The sequence below is a fragment of the Emticicia sp. GW821-FHT11C11 genome, from assembly GCF_058808615.1.
The window spans coordinates 349,811-367,880 of sequence record NZ_JBXARV010000003.1 but is presented as its reverse complement, the minus strand read 5'-3'; the positions used below and the strand labels follow the sequence as shown (position 1 = coordinate 367,880).

Below are 18,070 nucleotides of genomic sequence, written 5' to 3'. Positions count from 1 at the left end.
CGTTTCTGTTGCAGCAGAAATGGCCTTTTTTTAATCCATAACGAAGAATAACTATTTACTCTATCAATTTTATAGATTAATGATTCAAACTTATGGAAGAATAAAATATAATGCAAGAGAATGATATACAAATAAGATTTTTGTAGATGGAAAACCTCAGAAAGTTGATAAATTATTATTATCCATAGAAATAATCCTATAAATAATCACGCAAGAATAAAGGCTATTTCTCCGCCAAAGAAATCTGTGCTTTATGCACTGCATCCTTCCTAATAAATATTTACGTGCTAATCTTATTATACTTTGCAAAAATAAAATGAAGAGTATAACTGAACGATGCCAAAATCAACTCCTTACTCCGGTTCCCGGCATTTTTGCATTGCCTCAATGGTGTGAATCCCTTCAATTTGGTCTTTTGTGAACAATGGTTTTAAATTAGAGGCTTCAGTAATGTGCTCAACCCAGGCTTTCCTGCTTTATCAATGTCGGTTTATACATGTAAGTAATCTTTACCAAAGAATATGACAATACGTTTTTACAAATCGAATAATTTTATAGTCCTTATGAGTTACTACTGCTTGCAATAAAAGAGATAAAACCTGCAAACATTTTTAGAAATGCTTACATTCACGTAAAACAGCTTTGAAGTATTTCAATGTTACAAACGCCATAAGTGAGAGGCCTGATACACCTGCATAGAGGCTGAAACATTTGAAAACATACATTAGTTTTATAGAATACCCTGATGTGAGTGCACTAAGGCCTGTTTAATGCCAATGGTTTAATTCTCATCTCATGTTTTGTGGAGTACAATTTTATTAATTTTGTTCTATGCTGATTTTTCTTTTATTTGTTTCCAATGGATACAGAAATATTTGATAAAATGGCTTTACATGACAAATACTGTTTAGGATGATAAATCGACTTCAACACTTATACAATTCAAGAGTAAAATAGAAGCATGAAATCTAACCCCCCGGCAAATAATACTGTTCCCTCATTTATACTGGGAGGCGGTGAAATGGCTGAATTAACCCGCCAGAAAGACTGGAGCAAAACAGAGATTGGTAGTCCTGAAAACTGGCCATCCAGCTTAAGAACTATCTTAAATTTTCTTCTTAACTCAAAATTTCCCATGTTTTTATGGTGGGGACCAGACTTAATTTGCTTTTATAACGACGCGTATCGACCCAGTTTAGGCAAAGACGGCAAACATCCGCATATTCTAGGCATGAAAGCCGAGGAAGCCTGGCCGGAAATCTGGCACATTATCAAACCATTGATCGACCAGGTACTCACCACAGGTGAAGCAACATGGAGTGAAAACCAGTTAGTGCCGATATATAGAAATGGTAAAATTGAAGACGTGTACTGGACTTTCAGCTATAGTCCGGTTAATGATGAATTCGGCACCCCTGCCGGAGTCTTTGTTACCTGCTATGAAACAACACAATATATTCATAGTTTAAAGGAAATTGAGATTCGGGAGGAGCAATTACAATTTACTATTGATGCTGCAGAGTTAGGTACTTGGGATTTAGACCCGCAAACCAACAGATTTACCGGTAACGACCGCTTAAAAAAATGGTTTGGTTTAGCCCCTGATAATGAAATAGAACTACCTATAGCCCTAAGCAGAATTGTAGAACGAGACAGACAAAAAGTTATCGATGCCATTCAAACGGCTTTGCAGTTTGAGTCGGGGGGTAATTATCATATTGAGTATACTATACTGAATCCGGTAACTAATCAGGAAATAACGGTACTTGCCAAAGGGAAAGCAGTATTTGACGACAATCATATTGCGTACCGTTTTAGTGGCACTTTGCAGGATATTACACCACAAGTGAAGACAGTAAAACAATTGAGCGAAAACGAAGAAAGGTTATCTATTGTAGTTGAAGCAAGTGAACTGGGCACTTGGGAGCTGAATCTGCTAACCAATGAGTTGATATATGGAGGACGCTACCTAAAGATTTTCGGCCATCAGGAAAATGCTACCTTAAGTTATCAGTATTTAAGTAAACAAATTCATCCTGAAGATGAGCCCATAAGGATAAGTTCTTATCAAAAAGCCTTAATTACAGGGTCTCTGAATTTTAAAACCCGCATCATTTGGGACGATCAATCTATTCATTGGGTTGAGGTAAAAGGTAGATTCTTTTACAATGATACCCACGAGCCGGTCAAAATAATAGGCACGATACAAGATATTACCGAAGAAAAGAATTACCAGAAGACGCTGGAGGAACGAGAACAAAAATTCAGATTATTAGCTGATTTCATGCCACAGTTTGTCTGGACAAGCGACCCTGCCGGGAATCTCAATTACTATAATCAATCTATTTTTACTTTTTCGGGCATATCACCTGAAAAAGTAAAAATGGATAAGTGGCTGGAACTGGTTCATCCTGACGACAAAGATGAAAACCTGAAAAAGTGGACGGAGGCTATCAATACCGGCCAGGACTATATGTTTGAACACCGCTTCCGGCACAAAGATGGTAACTATTACTGGTATTTAAGCAGAGCCATCCCACAGAAAGACGCAGTGGGGAATATACAGATGTGGGTAGGAACAAGTACCGATATTCAGGAACAAAAGAATATTACTTCAACATTACAAAAGAATGTTCAGGAGAAAATCAAAGAACTGAAAGGATTAAACGAAGCGCTGAAAAACAGTGAGGAGCGCTACCACCAAATGGTAGAAGAAGTGCAGGACTACGCAATTATCTACCTGAACAAAAACGGAATAGTTGAAAACTGGAATAAAGGTGCCGAAAAAATAAAAGGATACACCGCGCAGGAAATTGTAGGGAAATGCTTTTCTATATTTTATCCTGAAAAAGATAAAGAAAGTCAATTGCCTGGAAAGTTATTAGAACAGGCCAGGCTTACGGGTAAGGTGGTTCATGAAGGATGGCGAATGAGAAAAAACGGAGAATTATTCTGGGCGAATATAGTGATTACAGCCATCCACAATGAGCAAAATGAAGTAGTAGGATTTTCTAAGGTAACGCATGACCTGACCGAGAAAAAAGAAGCTGAAGACAGAATAAAGACAAATGCAAAAGAACTGGAAGAAAAAAATAGGGAGCTTCAGCGGATGAATGCAGAACTACAATCTTTTGCTTATGTATCCAGTCATGATTTACAGGAACCCCTCCGAAAAATAAGAACATTTTCCAGCCGACTTCTGGAGAAGGAAAAACAGAACTTATCTGAAAATGGCCAGGATTTCTTAGAACGCATATCTAATGCTGTAATAAGGATGCAAACACTGATTGATGATATATTGGCTTATTCACGAACAAACATCATCGAACGCGTATTTGAAAATACTGATCTCAATGAACTAATCAATGAAGTAAAAGAAGACTTTAAAGAAATAATAGCTGAAAAGGATGCCATTGTTGAAGTAGAAGAAATGGTAAATATTAGAGTAATTCCCTTTCAGTTTAAACAATTGCTAGCCAATCTATTGAGTAACTCCCTGAAGTTTTCGAAACCCAATGTTCGGCCGCATATTCAGATAAAAAGCTGTATTAGAAATGGTGATAGTATAGAAGAGCTGCCTTTGAATAAGTACCAAAAATATTATCAGGTAACTATATCAGATAACGGTATTGGATTTAATGAAGAATATAAGGAACGTATTTTTGATATTTTCCAGCGTTTACATGGCAAAAGCGAGTTTACAGGCACCGGTATCGGATTGGCAATTGTGAAAAAAATAGTTGAAAATCACAATGGTTTTATTTCTGCAACCGGCGAAGTGAATCAGGGAGCTACTTTTGATATTTATTTACCCTTTAATTGAAACATTTAGGATTATTCAGGCGGACCAGCATGAGTCGATTATTGACCTCAATATAAAATAAGAAAGCACTAATCTCTGAATACTTTTTGCGGCTGAGCGGGGGCACAATCGAACCGTTGGTTCGTTTTTAACTTTTTTGGACAATATTTTGTCTTAGATTATAAACAAAACAATTGCTAAAATGAGATAATCTGATAGTTAATTCTAGTACCCAGATGTCAGATTAAGTCTTGACTATTACATCTAATCTAAATATCTTGTATAGATGTTAGTGAATGACAATCTTATCTGATGCCAATTATATACAAGTATGACGACAGTCATATACTATGGCTATTTAAATAAAGAACTTTGGTAAAAACTTTATGAGAATAGCATTTTTAATACTGTTAGTGATCCATAGTTTTATACACTCACTTGGTTTCATTGAAGCATTTAACCTAGCTTCAATAAAGGCTCTCATTCAGCCTATCTCAAAACTGATGGGTATATGCTGGTTAGTTGCATTCTTCTTATTGGTATATGCTGCCATATTACTTGCTTATAAAAATTCTTACTGGCTATTGTATGGGTTATGTGGAATCATCATTTCTCAAATAGCCATTATCAATTCCTGGCAGGATGCAAAGTTTGGCACAATAGCTAATGTTATTATTTTGCTGGTCATACTCTTAGGTTATGGAACCTGGAGTTTTAACAATACATATAAAATTGAAGTAAAAGAAGGTTTTAGGCAGTCGGGTAATCAACCAGACTCATTATTGACTGAAACAGACATAAAAGATTTGCCAGAGCCTGTAAAAAAATACTTATATTATACTCAATCAGTAGGAAAACCCAAAGTAACAAATTTCAAAGTTGAGTTCAGAGGCAAAATAAGAAAGAACAATCAATCGGAATGGATGCCTTTTACGTCTGAACAGCACAATTTTATTGAATCCTCCACGCGTCTTTTCTTTATGAATGCTACCATGAAACATATGCCCGTAGCAGGCTTCCATTCTTTCAAAAATGGTCATGCGTTTATGGACATACGTTTATTGTCATTGTTTAAAGTTCAGTACCAATCGGGAGAAGAAATGGGAAAGGCAGAAACGGTCACGTTTTTTAATGATATGTGCTGTCTTGCCCCTGCAACGCTGATAGATAAAAGAATTCAATGGATAGAAACAAATGGTAATCAGGTAAAGGCCTCTTTCACCAACAATCATATTACAATTACTGCATGGCTATACTTTAACGACAAAGGCGAACTTATCAATTTTGTTTCAAACGACCGTTATGCGTTCGAAAAAGAAAATGTAATGAAAAAAATACCTTGGGAAACCCCTTTTAAAAATTATAGGGGAATCAACGGATATAAATTAGCCAGTTATGCAGAAGCCATCTATAAATATCCTGAAGAAGATTTAATTTATGGAATTTTCAATACTTCCGGTGTTCAATACAACTGCAATATGCCCAAATAATTGTAAATTTATCAGGTTTTCTTTCATACTAATCCTATTTCATTTTGACCTCAAATAATTTTAATATAGGAGGATTAAGCGACGAAGAAGTGCTTATTTCTCGTCAGAAACATGGAACGAATCAATTAATCTATAAAAAAGAAAGTGGTTTGCTTCGTGTTTTAAAAGGCTTAATCAAAGAACCAATGATTATCTTGTTATTGGTTACTTATTGTATTTATTTTATTAATGGTGCCGTTGCAGATGGTATTTTTCTTTCTTGTGCTATCATATTAGTATCATTCATTTCCATTTATCAGGATAACAGAAGCCGGAATGCCTTAGAAAAGCTAAAAAACTATACTCAACCTACATGTAGAGTTATCCGGAATGGACAGATTATATCCATTTCGAGTGATGATCTGGTTATTGGCGATAGCCTGGTAGTAGAAGAAGGCACATCAATTACAGCTGATGGTAGTATCATTCATTCGAATGATTTTTCTGTCAACGAATCTATTCTCACTGGTGAATCTCTCCCGATTTTTAAAGACCAAACGAAAGAAGACCATTTTGTTTATCAGGGAACAACCGTATCAAGTGGCTTGGCCATTGCCAACATTACTGCTATCGGTAAGAATACCCGACTAGGGCAAATTGGTAAAAGCCTAGAAAGTATCAAAGAAGAAAAGACACCATTAGAATTACAGATAAACAATTTTGTGAAAATGATGATCATTGTAGGCTTTGTTATTTTCATCACTGTATGGCTCATCAACTATTTCATTACGTATCGTGTTCTCGATAGTTTGCTCAAGGCACTTACCTTGGCTATGAGTATTCTGCCTGAAGAAATTCCTGTGGCCTTTACTACTTTTATGGCATTAGGAGCATGGCGACTCATGAAAAAAGGAATCATTGTAAAACAGATAAAAACCGTTGAAACGCTGGGGAGTGCTACAGTTATATGCACTGACAAGACAGGCACACTCACCGAAAATAAAATGAGTCTGGCCGATATATATGTTCTGGGCTCTCAGAAAATAACTAGGATTGGTAGTACCCTGAATGAACATGAAAAAGAACTAATCAGGCTGGCAATGTTTGCCAGTGAGCCTATCCCATTTGACCCAATGGAAATAGCTTTGCATGAAGCTTACGATAAAATAGCAAATGTGGATGAAAGACCATTTTACCAAATGATTCATGAATATCCTTTATCTGGTAAACCACCTATGATGACGCATTTGTTTGAGAATGATAAACATAATAGGATTATTGCGGTCAAAGGTGCCCCAGAAGCTATAATCAATGTTTCGAATCTATCAGCACTTGAAAAACAACAGATTGAAGAAACTATCAGGACTATTACGGCCTATGGATATAGAGTATTAGGAGTAGGTGAAGCAGAATTTAAAGGAAACGATTTCCCTGAAAAACAACAGGAATTTACATTTACTTTTAAAGGAATTGTTTCTTTTTATGATCCACCTAAGCAGAATATCACGGAAGTATTAGAAAATTTCTATGAGGCGGGCATAAAAGTAAAGATTATTACAGGCGATAATGCCGCTACCACTGCCGCTATTGCTCAACAGATTAGTTTCAAAGGTTATGATAAAAGTATGACAGGCGACGAACTGATGCAGTTATCAGAAGACGCTTTGCAGGGAGTTGTGCAGGAAACCAATCTATATACCAGAATGTTCCCGGAGGCTAAGCTCAGAATCATCAATGCCTTAAAGAAGAACAATGAAATTGTTGCCATGACCGGTGATGGTGTGAACGACGGACCCGCATTAAAAGCTGCAAACATTGGCATTGCCATGGGTAAAAAAGGAACTGAAATAGCCAAACAAGCAGCTTCATTGATTTTATTGGAAGACGATTTATCAGGAATGGTTGATGCCATTGCCACAGGCAGGAAAATATATACTAATCTCAAAAAAGCCATTCAGTACATTATCTCTATTCACATCCCGATTATCCTGACAGTCTTTCTTCCATTAGCATTGGGCTGGATATACCCAAATATTTTTTCTCCGGTGCACATTATATTTTTAGAACTCATAATGGGTCCAACCTGCTCAATTATCTACGAAAACGAGCCCATGGAAAAAAATACCATGATTCAGAAACCCCGGCCTTTTACCAGTACTTTTTTTAATGTGAAAGAACTAACAACCAGTATTATACAAGGGCTTATGATTACCTCAGGTACTTTGTTTATTTATCAATATGCGATTCATCATGGCTTCAATGAATCTATTACACGCACTATGGTATTTACTATGCTTATAGCGGCAAATATATTTCTGACCTTAGAAAATCGTTCATTCTATTATTCGTTTCTCACAACTTTACGCTATAAAAACAACCTTGTTTTACTCATTATCAGTATTACGTTTGTACTGATGGCGATGCTTCTTTATATAAATCCATTGGCAAAATTCTTTCAGTTTTATCCATTAAATCTCTCTCAATTGCTCATTAGCATAGGTGTAGGATTTCTATGTGTTGCCTGGTTTGAAATAGTTAAATGGAGGAAAAGGAATAAACCAAACATTAGCCATTTAATTTATTCTGAATAATCTTATGCAGAATTTACCGACAAAAAGCTTCTGGTCTTTTGATATCAACTATTGGTTTAAGCAGCTTAGTAGTTCAAATCTTGGTTTAAATAGCATAGCTATTGATCAATCACATGCTCTATTAGAAAAACCTCAGAATGCTTACTCTCATTTCAGCTTACTATTTAACAGCTCGCAAAAATATTAAAGGAACTAAAGAAGTTGTAGTCTATTGGGAATATAATCGAGGACAACCAAAACTATATAATTATTCAAAACTCATTGAGGTATTCGGTTCTTTACCTTTTGAAATTGATACCAGCACCTTAGGTGGCAAGAATATAGCCTACTGGTATACCAAAGGATTACGCAGAAGAGAAGTTTAGTAAAATGCTTAGAGTTGAATAATCGACTCTTTGTAATTGGGAGGATAAGATTTATAATTCTATGTTAAACAATATGAACATATTACAATCTATACTGGACGAATTTAACAGTTCATAGTCAATTAGTATATTTTGATTTTAAAACCTTTGGCTCTGTGCCCTCTTATATAAGTATTGAAGACGCCGGGACAATATAATTAATGATGGTGGTCCTTTTCAACAATATTTAATTAAAATCCGGCAGTTCAAAACCTTCTTCTTTCGTTTTATCTTTAGATTTAGAGCTAAAAAGATTAACTAGTTTTTGAACCGACTTACTGGCAAAAATACCTGCAAATGTATTCAGTAATGCTACACCAAATCTCGTCTTTGGATACACAATCCAGGGTACACCTGGCGGTAGATTCTGTATCTTTTCCACATATGGGCGCAGGCACTTCTCGTAAGCCACAAAGGCATCCTCATGATTTTCATGTCTGGCTAATTCACCGGCTAATACATAAGCTCCCACTATAGCTAGAGATGCTCCCTTACCAGATAAAGGTGAGGGACAATACGCGGCATCGCCAACCATCGCCACTCTTCCAACAGACCATCTGGGTGCTTTGATCTGACCAATTTTATCTAAATAAACATCATCCGATTTTTCCAAAGCATCGCTTATTCGCTCGGCTTCCCATCCAGCTCCCACCAATTTCTTTTTCAGTAAATCTTTCTGCTTATCTGCTGACAACTTTTCGTAACCTTTATCAGCTTCCAGAAATGCCACAGAAGCACGCATAGTTCCATGATTGTCAGGACGCAGCATTAAAACGCGTTTGTTAACGGCAGTATACCAGCGCCACCATTGCGTGTCGTTTTTGTGGCGTGAAATAGTCATATAAGCGATATAAAGCCCTAAATATTTGAATATCGGCTCTTTGCCAAATACCAGTTCACGGGTGCTTGAACGAATACCATCAGCGGCAATAACAAGCTGAAAAGTTTCTGTTTTACCACTCGAAAAGGTTACCTTCACCTGGTCAGGGTACTGCTCTATTGACGTTATAGAATCGCCGAACTGATAGGTAACGTTTTGTTTTGTGTTATCATACAAAATGCTGACCAGATCGCCCCGAATAATCTCCAGTTCACGGGTTCCTGTGAGGGCTGCCTCTTTCGGAAAAGAAGCTTTTGGTTCATTATCCTGCCCGATAAACTGCAAACCAATTTCACCCGTATTGGCGTCCCTTACAGCGGTCTTGATCCTCATTTCATTAATCACTTCCTCTGCAGGCCCACTAATATCGATATTCTGCCCACCCAGACGAAGCGAGGATGCTCGTTCGACAATAGTAACTTGATAGCCATATTTAACCAACCAGAATGCCAATGTTGGGCCTGCAATACTGGCTCCTGAAATAAGTACTTTCTTAGATTTTGTCATCAATGAAAAGAAAAATATTCAATATCATTAGCTGGTACTATTCAACAATCTGAAAGAGTTGACGAGCAATTAGTATGTATAACTATTTTTACAGAAACTCGGCCTGATTTTTCTATAATATTTTACGATTGTAGAAAATCCAGTCAATTAAATGCTGGATTAGGGGGCAATAGACGTGAGCGATTGGCGTGTCTCTCACAAGTTTTTAAATACATTTATATAAAAATGGCTTAAATCTGAAGGTTACTTAAGCAGTCAATATCTCCTCTACTAAAACCCCGTCAACATTTTATAAAAGGATTCGGCATAAATATCACTGACAGGAATAATCTGGCCTGCAATCTGAATCCTGTTTTTCTCGATGTGGTCAATTTTGTCAATAGCGACCAGAAATGACTTACGAAAATCTATGCCTGACTTTATCTACCCCACAGGTTTTAAATTTGATCCGATAGAAGGAGAAATTTCGATGAAAGGGGTCAATCTTAAAAGCTGCAGGGAGGTATGCAAAACCTCAAAAAACCGCAAAAGCACTCATCGCTGAGTGCTTTTGCGGTCCGGACGGGACTCGAACCCGCGACCCCCTGCGTGACAGGCAGGTATTCTAACCAACTGAACTACCGAACCGAATATTTTGTGGCTGATATTCTAACCAAGCGAAACGTCGCACCGTTGAACTACCGAACCGTATTTCCCTGAACGTTCCTGAATTTTATTTCCCTCATCGTTTGGGACTGCAAAGGTAGGAACATTATATTTGCGTGTCAAGCCCTTAAACGAAAAAAATATGAAAATTTTTAAACCTACCCCTCAGGAGTACAACGCCCAGTCATATCAAAACAGTTATATTCAACAAGTTACATCTGACGATGCTCTGAAACAAATGGTTGAAAATATTTCCATTGTGGAAAACTTTTACAAATCGCTGCCTGCTGAAAAACATTTCTACCGCTACGCTGAGGGTAAATGGACACCCATTGAGGTTCTGGGGCACCTGATTGACACCGAACGTATACTCGCCTACCGTGCCATGTGCATTGCACGCGGCGAAGAACAATCTCTGCCGGGCTTTGATGAGGCCCGCTATGTGGCAGGTACCAACTTCAATAAAAAAAGTCTCAGAAGTTTGCTGCTACAGCACAAAGCACAACGAAAATCTACTATCTTGCTTTTCAAATCGCTCAGCAATCGTGAATTATCTCGTTTAGGGCTGGCCAATCATTTGCCGATTACGGCTCGCGCGTTGGCCTGGTTGATTCCGGGTCATGAATTGCACCACCTGACAATCCTGAACGAACGCTATCTATAAAATCATCATCATGAAAAAAACTTTTCTTTATTTGTTGTTATTGCTGAGTTTCAATGTACTGGCGCAGAAAATCGGTCCGGTCGAAAAAAAAGTAATTGAACATATAAAAGCCAACGCAGCCCAGACCGAAAAGCTGCTCGAACAGGTAGTAAATATTAACAGTGGTACCCTGAACCACGCAGGAGTAAAACAGGTAGGGCAAATCTTCCGTAAAGAATTTGAAGCGCTGGGCTTTACTACTGAATGGATTTCATTGCCTGATTCCCTCAACAGAGCCGGACACCTGGTGGCTTATCGCAAGGGCAAAAAGGGCAAGAAACTCTTTCTGATCGGGCATCTGGACACAGTGTTCGAAAAATCAATGCCGTTTACACCATTTACCCGACTGAATGACTCTACCGCAACTGGACAAGGCGTAAACGATATGAAAGGCGGCGATGTAATGATCATAGCAGCTCTGAAAGCGCTGCACGCACAGAATCTGCTGGACGATACCAGCATTACGATCTATTTCACCGGCGATGAGGAGAGCTCCGGCAAACCTACCAGCATCAGTCGTAAAGATTTTATCGACAGAGCCCGTCGGTCTGATATTGCATTGGCTTATGAAACTGCTCAGAGCTTCAATATTGCTGCCACCGCCCGTAGGGGTTCAAGTGGCTGGGAATTAACCACCACCGGCAAAACCGGACACTCGTCAGGCATTTTCAATGCCAGTATGGGTTACGGTGCTATTTATGAGGCAGCACGCATATTGGATACGTTCAGAGAAACCCTCAGTACAGAAAAATACCTCACATTCAGTCCGGGAATAATTTCAGGTGGAACCGAGGTAAGTTATGACCCTGCCGCTGCCAAAGGCGAGGCCATAGGCAAAACCAATATAATAGCACAGAAAGTAATTGTAACCGGCGATTTACGTTTTATCAGCGAAGCACAAAAAGAAAATACCCGCAATAAAATGCGTGAGATTGTAGCCAAAAACCTCAACGGCACTACCGCAGAAATAAAATTCTCTGACGGCATACCGGCCATGGAGCCCACACAGGCAAATACCGATTTGCTAAAAGTGCTGAATCAAGTCAGTCTTGACCTGAACATGGGTGAAGTAAAAGCAGGAGACCCCGGTTCACGCGGCGCAGGAGATATTTCGTATATTGCGCAATATGTACCTTGTCTCGATGGCCTCGGCGCCTCTGGTAAAGGAGCACATGCTCCCGGAGAAACCATCAATCTGAAAGAATTTCCGGCGCTCACCCAACGCACAGCTTTACTAATTTACAGGCTTACCAGATGAAAATAAAAGATTTAACAGCTTATCTCGAAAAACTGGCACCCCTGCCCTATCAGGAGTCGTATGACAACGCAGGGTTGATCGTCGGTAATCCGAACGAAATCATTACCGGTGTATTAGTAGCGCTCGACTCAACCGAAGAGGTGGTAGAAGAAGCCATACAACGCGGCTGCAATATTATTGTAGCACATCATCCCATCGTGTTTAAAGGCTTAAAGAAACTGACAGGTAAAAACTATGTAGAGCGCACCATTATTAAAGCCATCAAGAACGACATTGCCATTTATGCCACCCATACTAATCTCGACAATGTGGTAGATGGTGTCAGCTTCAAAATTGCTCAAAAACTGAATTTACAACAGGTTAGAATCCTTGCTCCTAAAAACGACCTGTTGATGAAACTCGTTGTTTTTGTGCCGGTGGAGCACACCGGCAACCTATTAGACGCCCTATACGAAGCCGGTGCAGGTGAAATCGGCAATTATAATCAGTGCAGTTTCAGAGTTGAAGGCAAAGGCACATTTAAACCCAACGAGCGGGCCAATCCGGTTATCGGGCAGGCCGGCGGGCCGATGGAAGAAGTTGAAGAAAACCGTGTGGAAGTGATATTTCCGGGCTATCTGAAAAACCACGTGTTGGCCGGTATGCGCAAAGGCCACGTGTATGAAGAAATAGCCTATTATGTAACCCAGTTGGACAATCAATATCAGGAGGTTGGTTCGGGAGCTATCGGCATTTTACCACAGCCGATGGACGAAGTTAATTTTCTGGCCTTTTTAAAACAAAATATGCAGGTATCGGTTATCAGACATACAGGCCTTTTGAATAAGCCCATCAGAAAAGTAGCCGTATGTGGCGGCGCGGGGAGTTTCCTGTTGGGCGATGCGCTCAAAGCAGGCGCCGACATCTTCATAACCGCTGATTATAAGTACCATGAGTTTTTTGATGCCGAAAATCGTATCGTCATTGCAGATATAGGTCATTATGAAAGCGAGCAATTTACAAAAGAATTATTGAAAGATTATATTTGCAAAAAATTCACTAACTTTGCAGTCCATTTGTCGGAAACTCCTACGAATCCGGTGCAATATTACTATTAATTAAATTTTTCAGGGGGCAAAGCTGTGCTAAACGCAAAGTCTCTTTATCAGATAACAACGCTTTAAAATCAAGACGGTCCGCCGTAGCGGTTCACATATTATGGAATTAACAGTTGCACAAAAATTAGACGCTCTTCTTAATCTTCAATCGACTGATTCAGAATTAGACGAGATAAAAAAGCTACGTGGTGATTTGCCAGACGAAGTACGCGACCTGGAAGATGAAGTGATTGGCTTTGAAACACGTATTTCTAAATTTAAAAAAGAAGTAGACGCTTTAGAAGCTGAAATCAACGGGTATCGTCTGAATAAAAAAGATGCCGAAAAGTTGATTCAGAAGTATAAAGACCAACAAATGAATGTTCGCAACAACCGCGAATATGACGCCATCTCAAAAGAGTTAGAATTACAGGAACTTGAAATTCAACTGGCCGACAAACGCATTAAAGAAGCCGATTTCAAAATCAGAAACAAAAGCCTTGAAATTGCCGATGTGGAATCAGCAATGAACGGCCGTAAAAAAGACCTTGAAACCAAACGCAAAGAGTTGGATGTGTTGGTGGCTGAAAGCCAGGAGGAAGAGAAAGGATTGGTAGAACAACGCGACAAAGCCGCTTTAAATGTTGAAGAGCGTTTGATTAATGCCTATAACCGTATCCGTTCCAATGCAGGTAATGGCCTGGCAGTTGTAACGGTGCGCCGTGGTGCCTGTGGTGGTTGTTTCAACATTGTTCCTCCACAACGCCAGGCTGATATTAAAGATAAAAAGAAAATCATCGTTTGCGAACATTGTGGTCGTATCCTGGCTGATGTGGATGCCATCGAAATCAGCAGAAAATAATATTCTATTTATTCGCAGAGAGCCAAATTTTCATTCATATGAAGATTTGGCTTTTTTGTTTTCCGTAAGGCTCATTTAAACAGACCTAAATATCCACATGGCTCACCCACAAATCCGTCTATAATCAAATTTCCAAATTTAAAAAAGCCATCCTGTTTAGTTCATCGCATATTTATGCTACTTTCGGGTCATATTATATATACACTACACAATTTCGCTGAACTACTCAATTATGTTCAGGTTTAACATTATATAAATGAATACCCTCAACAGTAAGAGCACAGCTTTTGAAAAAATAGCTATCGCTTACTTATTTCTACCAGTTATACTTTTTTTATTTGATTGGGTCAACATTGCCATTTCAATTCCAATCCTTTTTTTATGCCTGTTTTTCTTTTTCAGATTGATTTCCTATCATAAAATAATTATCGATAAGACTTTTTGGATAGTTGCGCTAATTTCATTTTTCTTAACTCTCTTATCCGGAATAGGTGAATTCAGTTATCAATATTATGATTACGAGAAACACAATGCTATTTACAAGATTTTATTGACCAACGACGCCCCTGTTTATTTAAAAAAGGACAATAAGGTTTACATGCTGTGCTATTATTTGGCATACTATATTCCATCTACTTTTACTGCAAAACTTATAAATAACATAGCATTAGCACCGTTTTTAAGTTTTTTATGGGGTTGGCTGGGTGTTTTTTTAGTTATTTTCTGGCTATTTAAACAAGGCGGGATTAAGTTAACTGTTTTATTCTTTTTAATTGGAGGAATCCCGGTTTTACCGATTGCAAAGTTCTTCAACTTTATTCTATTATATGGTGCAAAAAAAACAGCTATTTATACCTTAGGATTGAACCGATTGTATTTCGGGAATGGCGATGTTCAAGGCAGTTTAACTTATATGTCAAACTTATCTCAATTGTTTTGGTGTCCTCAGCATGTTATTGGCACATGGCTATGCGGAATAATTTTGTATAAGGCCTTAAAAACACAAAACTTAAATTTTATTTTTCTTTCCGCAACATCCTTATTCTTTTGGTCTCCTTTAGTATTTATCGGGGCCATTCCTTTTTACTTATTTTTACTCATAAAATTATACCCAAAATATAAATTGGATAAACTGGAAGCGGTTATCTCAGTGATATGCATTCTGATTGTATTTTCTTTTTTCAAAGCTCATTTACCTAATCGCATATCAGGATTCATCTTTGAGTATATTACATCGTATAATGACGTACTCATAATGATTTTGTTCATAGCAAGTGAGCTGGGTGCAGGTTTACTATTTTTAATTTATTACCGACACATCCTTAGCCAATTAGACTATAAATTATTACTGGTATCAATTCTATTACTGTGCTTAATTCCGCTTTATACCATCGGATTATTCAACGATTTCATCATGCGTGTATCTGACATTCCATTATTTTATTTTACCTATATAATTGGTAAGAAAGTTAGCAGTTTACCTTTTGGCAGAAAAAAATGGCTTATTACCTTTATTATTATTTTAGTATTTCACGAAAGTCTTGTAACAGTGGCCAGAAGTATAATAAACATACCACATATACAATCACAATCATCCGGAATGCTCAACTCTCAAATTGATTTAGCAACATATAAGTTAAAATTCCGTAATCAATACCACGATATATCAGATCAATATTTAGGCTATAAGGATTCTTTTTTCTGTAAATATATAGCCAAATAGTTATTACACTGATGAGAGAACACTAATAACAAAGATGCTGAACAATATACTTCATATAAATATTCTGTTTCACAATGCTGTAATCGGGTTTGTGCTATGGCTGGTATCTACGATTCCCTGCCACGCCTTCAACACCGACTTCACCCCTAATCTACAAAAGGCCTACACAGAGGTTTTCAAGCTCCGGATCCAAAGTGGACGAGAATTACTGGCCACAGAAAACCCCGCTAATCCGTTCAGAATATATGTAGAAAACTATGCCGATATGGTAGAGCTTCTCAATTCTGAAGATGAAGCCGCCTATGAAAAACTAATAGGCAAAGAAGATCAGCGATTAGCCCTGATAGAAAAAACCGATAAGCAATCACCCTATAACCGCTTTCTGAGAGCCGAGCTTAAAATTCACTGGGCATTGCTCAAAATCAGATTCGGTCACGAAATAAAGGCAGCCTGGAACATCATTCAGGCAAACAAACTATTAGAAGAAAACCGGAAACTGTTTCCTAAATTTCTGCCTAATCTTAAGTCGATTGGTTGTCTGCATGTACTGGTAGGCTCCATTCCGGAAAACCAGCAATGGGTTACGGGTTTTCTGGGCCTCAAGGGCAATATTCAACAAGGTCTGCAGGAATTAGAGGCTGCTTCACACGATAAGGTCTGGGGCGATGAAGCCGACTTCTGCCAATTTTTTATTCAGACCTATATTATGCCTTATAACGACCGTGTGAATGCAGAGCTGCTCCGAGCTGTAAATCAGCACAAAGACAACCTCAATCTCAATTATCTGGCCACGGCAATCTCTTTAAAAACGGGTCAAACCGAACAGGCTTCACAGATTCTCAGCAAAAGCCCGTATAATACCACTTATCAGTACTTCCCTATAGCCGAACTATATAAAGCAGAAATCAACCTTTTTAAGGGCAATTATGCACAGGCAGCCGCTGCTTATCATACCTACATCCGCAATTTTAAAGGAAAGACATTTCTGAAAGATACCTACTATAAACTGTTTCTATGCAGTTGGCTGGGAGGTGACGAAAAGAAAGGACTGGAATATCTGAGGCGGATTCCGTCAGTCGGTAATACCATTGCCGAGTCTGACAAAGCAGCTCAGAAATTTTACGAGAATTATAACAAAACAAATACCCTGCCGCATCAGTCGGTGGTCAGAATACGGTTGGCGTTCGATGCCGGGTATTATGATGAAGCGCTGCAGGAAGCCGGGAATCTTTCAGAAAACAGTTTTACTGTAATGAAGGATAAAGTCGATTACAATTATCGTATCGCCCGTGTCTATCATAAAACCGGCCAAATCGACAAAGCCCTGGCTTATTATGAAAGGGCTATCAGACTTACGGATCAGAATAAAGATTCACAATGGCATTTCGGGGCAAGTGCTGCCCTGCAGGAAGGATACATTTTCACTGAGAGAAACCAGCAACAAAAAGCGCGGAGCTATTTTGAAAAAGCGCTGTCATACAAACGCCACGAGTACAAAACATCAATAGACAACAAAGCCCGGGCGGCTTTGACAGCTATGGGTTTTTAGGAGGATGTAAGGCTACTATTTGGGATTTATCTACAGATTGAATAAACTTTCTAGCCGCTTCATGCTTAGCATTAAGAGCTTCTTCAACGGTTTTATAAGTTTTAATTCTCTCGTGTTTGTCTATTTTTTCTTTCGTTTTCATAGTTTCATTCATTTTAGAGAAACGATAAAACTATCATAGTTTTTCCCTTTCTCAAAAGATTCAATTCTTTTGTCAATATAACCTGAAATACTGAATTTCTGTTCTAATTGTCGTAAATATTTTGCTATTGCCATTTGATAAAGTCTTGTGCGTGCAATCGTACTTCCCTGAATATACACTCTTGCGTCAGGTTTCCTTTCGAAAAAATAAACGATAGATTGAAAAACTGTCGATAAAACCAAGGGCATATCCTGATTATTACTTACTGACAAATCGCTTACTTTGCCATTTGGTAACACATCAAGAAGGGCTAGGTTATATAATAAAATCTCTTCATCAATTAGCTTATATTCAATAAGCTTTTTTATTGTTTTTTCAGTACTAACACTATCAAATTCAAAAATCAGTTTATCATCAATTTTATCAAATTCATAATGCGGTTCATTCATATGCTTTTTT

At 38.2% G+C, this 18,070-nt stretch carries 13 protein-coding genes and 1 tRNA gene; 10 read left to right on the top strand and 4 right to left on the bottom strand.

Annotated features, from left to right (window positions below; all coding sequences use genetic code 11):
* The first annotated feature begins 961 nt into the window (after nucleotides 1–961).
* The 4 genes from AC1RRY_RS16740 to AC1RRY_RS16725 all read left to right on the top strand — a co-directional run bounded on the left by AC1RRY_RS16740 (nucleotide 962) and on the right by AC1RRY_RS16725 (nucleotide 8,227).
* Nucleotides 962–3,823 (top strand): PAS domain S-box protein, encoded by a 2,862-nt coding sequence (locus AC1RRY_RS16740; protein ID WP_492822514.1) that lies wholly within the window; start codon nucleotides 962–964, stop codon nucleotides 3,821–3,823.
* 365 nt (nucleotides 3,824–4,188) lie between these two features.
* Nucleotides 4,189–5,292, top strand: coding sequence for a DUF6544 family protein (locus tag AC1RRY_RS16735; protein ID WP_492822516.1), 1,104 nt, complete (start codon nucleotides 4,189–4,191; stop codon nucleotides 5,290–5,292).
* A gap of 44 nt (nucleotides 5,293–5,336) precedes the next feature.
* Complete coding sequence (locus tag AC1RRY_RS16730) at nucleotides 5,337–7,862, top strand: cation-translocating P-type ATPase (RefSeq protein ID WP_492822518.1); 2,526 nt, start codon at nucleotides 5,337–5,339, stop codon at nucleotides 7,860–7,862.
* Nucleotides 7,863–7,999: 137 nt separating this feature from the next.
* A complete protein-coding gene (locus tag AC1RRY_RS16725; protein ID WP_492822520.1) occupies nucleotides 8,000–8,227 on the top strand; it encodes a hypothetical protein in 228 nt (75 codons plus the stop codon).
* A gap of 226 nt (nucleotides 8,228–8,453) precedes the next feature.
* Here AC1RRY_RS16725 and AC1RRY_RS16720 read toward each other — a convergent pair whose 3' ends face one another.
* Together AC1RRY_RS16720 and AC1RRY_RS16715 are read right to left on the bottom strand one after the other, a co-directional pair.
* Entirely contained in the window at nucleotides 8,454–9,653 is a 1,200-nt protein-coding gene (locus AC1RRY_RS16720) for an FAD-dependent monooxygenase (RefSeq protein WP_492822523.1), read from the bottom strand.
* Between the two features lie 553 nt (nucleotides 9,654–10,206).
* Nucleotides 10,207–10,280, bottom strand: a tRNA-Asp gene (locus AC1RRY_RS16715).
* Nucleotides 10,281–10,440: 160 nt separating this feature from the next.
* Here AC1RRY_RS16715 and AC1RRY_RS16710 point away from each other — a divergent pair.
* The 6 genes from AC1RRY_RS16710 to AC1RRY_RS16685 all read left to right on the top strand — a co-directional run bounded on the left by AC1RRY_RS16710 (nucleotide 10,441) and on the right by AC1RRY_RS16685 (nucleotide 17,469).
* Nucleotides 10,441–10,962: a DinB family protein gene (locus AC1RRY_RS16710; protein ID WP_492822525.1), complete on the top strand. Its 522-nt coding sequence runs from the start codon at nucleotides 10,441–10,443 to the stop codon at nucleotides 10,960–10,962.
* Nucleotides 10,963–10,972: 10 nt separating this feature from the next.
* Nucleotides 10,973–12,259, top strand: coding sequence for a M20/M25/M40 family metallo-hydrolase (locus AC1RRY_RS16705; protein ID WP_492822527.1), 1,287 nt, complete (start codon nucleotides 10,973–10,975; stop codon nucleotides 12,257–12,259).
* A complete protein-coding gene (locus tag AC1RRY_RS16700; RefSeq protein ID WP_492822528.1) occupies nucleotides 12,256–13,356 on the top strand; it encodes a Nif3-like dinuclear metal center hexameric protein in 1,101 nt (366 codons plus the stop codon). Before AC1RRY_RS16705 ends, AC1RRY_RS16700 begins: the two co-directional genes overlap by 4 nt.
* Nucleotides 13,357–13,456: 100 nt before the next feature.
* Nucleotides 13,457–14,197 carry a zinc ribbon domain-containing protein gene (locus AC1RRY_RS16695; RefSeq protein ID WP_492822530.1) on the top strand — a complete coding sequence of 247 codons (741 nt, stop codon included), beginning with the start codon at nucleotides 13,457–13,459 and terminating at the stop codon, nucleotides 14,195–14,197.
* 256 nt (nucleotides 14,198–14,453) lie between these two features.
* Complete coding sequence (locus tag AC1RRY_RS16690) at nucleotides 14,454–15,920, top strand: hypothetical protein (protein ID WP_492822532.1); 1,467 nt, start codon at nucleotides 14,454–14,456, stop codon at nucleotides 15,918–15,920.
* A 34-nt stretch (nucleotides 15,921–15,954) separates the two neighbouring features.
* Complete coding sequence (locus tag AC1RRY_RS16685) at nucleotides 15,955–17,469, top strand: tetratricopeptide repeat protein (protein WP_492822534.1); 1,515 nt, start codon at nucleotides 15,955–15,957, stop codon at nucleotides 17,467–17,469.
* On the opposite strand, the gene AC1RRY_RS16680 is transcribed toward AC1RRY_RS16685, so the two are convergent.
* Nucleotides 17,456–17,611, bottom strand: a complete 156-nt coding sequence (locus AC1RRY_RS16680) for a hypothetical protein (protein WP_492822537.1) — start codon at nucleotides 17,609–17,611, stop codon at nucleotides 17,456–17,458. The genes AC1RRY_RS16685 and AC1RRY_RS16680 overlap by 14 nt on opposite strands.
* 8 nt (nucleotides 17,612–17,619) lie before the next feature.
* A complete protein-coding gene (locus AC1RRY_RS16675) occupies nucleotides 17,620–18,060 on the bottom strand; it encodes a DUF6934 family protein (protein WP_492822539.1) in 441 nt (146 codons plus the stop codon).
* Between the last annotated feature and the right edge of the window lie 10 nt (nucleotides 18,061–18,070).

Coding starts and splice junctions, on each gene's coding strand:
- AC1RRY_RS16700 (WP_492822528.1), top strand. CDS start 12,256: ATGAAAATAAAAGATTTAACAGCTTATCTCGAAAAACTGGCACCCCTG.
- AC1RRY_RS16695 (WP_492822530.1), top strand. CDS start 13,457: ATGGAATTAACAGTTGCACAAAAATTAGACGCTCTTCTTAATCTTCAA.
- AC1RRY_RS16690 (WP_492822532.1), top strand. CDS start 14,454: ATGAATACCCTCAACAGTAAGAGCACAGCTTTTGAAAAAATAGCTATC.
- AC1RRY_RS16685 (WP_492822534.1), top strand. CDS start 15,955: ATGCTGAACAATATACTTCATATAAATATTCTGTTTCACAATGCTGTA.
- AC1RRY_RS16725 (WP_492822520.1), top strand. CDS start 8,000: ATGCTTACTCTCATTTCAGCTTACTATTTAACAGCTCGCAAAAATATT.
- AC1RRY_RS16705 (WP_492822527.1), top strand. CDS start 10,973: ATGAAAAAAACTTTTCTTTATTTGTTGTTATTGCTGAGTTTCAATGTA.
- AC1RRY_RS16710 (WP_492822525.1), top strand. CDS start 10,441: ATGAAAATTTTTAAACCTACCCCTCAGGAGTACAACGCCCAGTCATAT.
- AC1RRY_RS16675 (WP_492822539.1), bottom strand. CDS start 18,060: ATGAATGAACCGCATTATGAATTTGATAAAATTGATGATAAACTGATT.
- AC1RRY_RS16720 (WP_492822523.1), bottom strand. CDS start 9,653: ATGACAAAATCTAAGAAAGTACTTATTTCAGGAGCCAGTATTGCAGGC.
- AC1RRY_RS16735 (WP_492822516.1), top strand. CDS start 4,189: ATGAGAATAGCATTTTTAATACTGTTAGTGATCCATAGTTTTATACAC.
- AC1RRY_RS16680 (WP_492822537.1), bottom strand. CDS start 17,611: ATGAAAACGAAAGAAAAAATAGACAAACACGAGAGAATTAAAACTTAT.
- AC1RRY_RS16740 (WP_492822514.1), top strand. CDS start 962: ATGAAATCTAACCCCCCGGCAAATAATACTGTTCCCTCATTTATACTG.